Annotated in this window: 2 rRNA genes; both read right to left on the bottom strand. The window is 58.3% G+C overall.

Features of this window, described 5'->3' with window-relative positions:
* Positions 1-1,842 (bottom strand): 23S ribosomal RNA (locus tag ACRB68_RS40020); the annotation flags it as partial.
* A 444-nt stretch (positions 1,843-2,286) separates the two neighbouring features.
* Positions 2,287-2,400: ribosomal RNA gene (locus ACRB68_RS40025) — 16S ribosomal RNA — on the bottom strand; the annotation flags it as partial.

A 2,400-nucleotide genomic window follows, 5' to 3' on the forward strand; every position in this document is an offset into this window, starting at 1 on the left:
GGTATTCTCTACCTGACCACCTGAGTCGGTTTGGGGTACGGGCCGCCGGTACACTCACTAGAGGCTTTTCTCGGCAGCATGGGATCACTCACTTCACCTAAAACGGCTCGGCATCACATCTCACCCTTATACGAGAGACGGATTTGCCTATCTCTCGGGCTACATGCTTACCCCAGGACAACCATCGCCTGGGCTGAGCTACCCTCCTGCGTCACCCCATCGCTCACCTACTACCCCCTCGGGTCCCACGCTCCCCGTTCAAGACCTCCCGAAGGAGATCAAGGCGGTTCGGGTGGTTAGCATCAGAGGGTTCAGCGTTGGCGCGTACCAGCGGGTACGGGAATATCAACCCGTTGTCCATCGACTACGCCTGTCGGCCTCGCCTTAGGTCCCGACTTACCCTGGGCGGATTAGCCTGCCCCAGGAACCCTTGGTCATCCGGCGCACACGTTTCTCACGTGTGATTCGCTACTCATGCCTGCATTCTCACTCCCGCAGCCTCCACCACTCGGTCACCCGGTGGCTTCGCCGGCTACAGGACGCTCCCCTACCCATCCCAACTTACGTTGAAATGCCACGGCTTCGGCGGTGTGCTTGAGCCCCGCTACATTGTCGGCGCGGAATCACTTGACCAGTGAGCTATTACGCACTCTTTCAAGGGTGGCTGCTTCTAAGCCAACCTCCTGGTTGTCACGGCAACTCCACATCCTTTACCACTTAGCACACGCTTAGGGGCCTTAGCCGATGATCTGGGCTGTTTCCCTCTCGACTACGAAGCTTATCCCCCGCAGTCTCACTGCCACGCTCTCACTTACCGGCATTCGGAGTTTGGCTGACGTCAGTAACCTGGTAGGGCCCATTAGCCATCCAGTAGCTCTACCTCCGGCAAGAAACACGCGACGCTGCACCTAAATGCATTTCGGGGAGAACCAGCTATCACGGAGTTTGATTGGCCTTTCACCCCTAACCACAGGTCATCCCCCAGGTTTTCAACCCTGGTGGGTTCGGGCCTCCACACCGTCTTACCGGCGCTTCACCCTGCCCATGGCTAGATCACCCCGCTTCGGGTCTACAGCATGCGACTCAAACGCCCTATTCAGACTCGCTTTCGCTACGGCTACCCGCCACCGGTTAACCTCGCCACACACCATAACTCGCAGGCTCATTCTTCAAAAGGCACGCCATCACGAACAGGCCCTCGAAAGGACCTGGGGACGCTCTGACGGCTTGTAGGCACACGGTTTCAGGTACTATTTCACGACCCCTCACCGGGGCACTTTTCACCTTTCCCTCACGGTACTGGTCCGCTATCGGTCATCAGGAAGTGTTTAGCCTTACCACGTGGTCGTGGCAGATTCACACGGGATTTCACGGGCCCCGTGCTACTCGGGAACACACCCAAGAGGCAACGCAGTTTCGTCTACCGGACTCTCACCGTCTACGGTCGGCCTTCCCATGCCATTCGACTACCGCGATGCTTTGTAACTCTTCGCCGGACTGGTAGATCCAGCAGGATGGTCCCACAACCCCGCACACGCAACCCCTACCAGGTATCACACGCGCACGGTTTAGGCTGATCCGCTTTCGCTCACCACTACTCACGGAATCACTCTTGTTTTCTCTTCCTGCGGGTACTGAGATGTTTCACTTCCCCGCGTTCCCACCAACCGGCCTATACATTCAGCCGGCGGCGACACCCCATGACGGGTGCCAGGTTTCCCCATTCGGAAATCCCCGGATCAAAGTCTGGTTGCCGACTCCCCGAGGCATATCGCAGGCTCCCACGTCCTTCATCGGCTCCTGATGCCAAGGCATCCACCGTATGCCCTTAAAAACTTGAACACACAAAACGATCAAACAAATCGCAGATGAAACCCAACCCGAAGGTCGAGTCTCACCAGAGATGCTCGCGTCCACTGTGCAGTTCTCAAAAAACAACCGGGTCTACCGACGCTTGCAGACGAATCCGTCCGCAGGCCATCGGCCCCGCAATCCAGAAGAAACAACCCAGCCCCGTCCCATCAGGTCTCACGACCTGGTGTTCTGGGGCTGAAGGGTCCGTTTCCTCAGGACCCAACAGCGTGTCCAGCTCAGTAGCCTCCCTGATCCTGCGTTCCACACTCCACGGGCGAACCCGAGGGGTAGTACTTGCGAGACCAGACCAGACGTCTGGGCTGAGTAGCCAGTGCTCCACATCTATGAGCAGCCGTCCGATGAACGTTCGCCATCGATGACAGCCACCAGTCGGGTCCTCCGAAGAGCGGCCTGACTAGTTGTGCTCCTTAGAAAGGAGGTGATCCAGCCGCACCTTCCGGTACGGCTACCTTGTTACGACTTCGTCCCAATCGCCGGCCCCACCTTCGACCGCTCCCCCCCTTGCGGGTTGGGCCACGGGCTTCG

Origin of the sequence: Actinomadura macrotermitis (assembly GCF_009604375.1) — a bacterium.
GTDB classification, from domain to species: Bacteria; Actinomycetota; Actinomycetes; order Streptosporangiales; family Streptosporangiaceae; genus Spirillospora; species Spirillospora macrotermitis.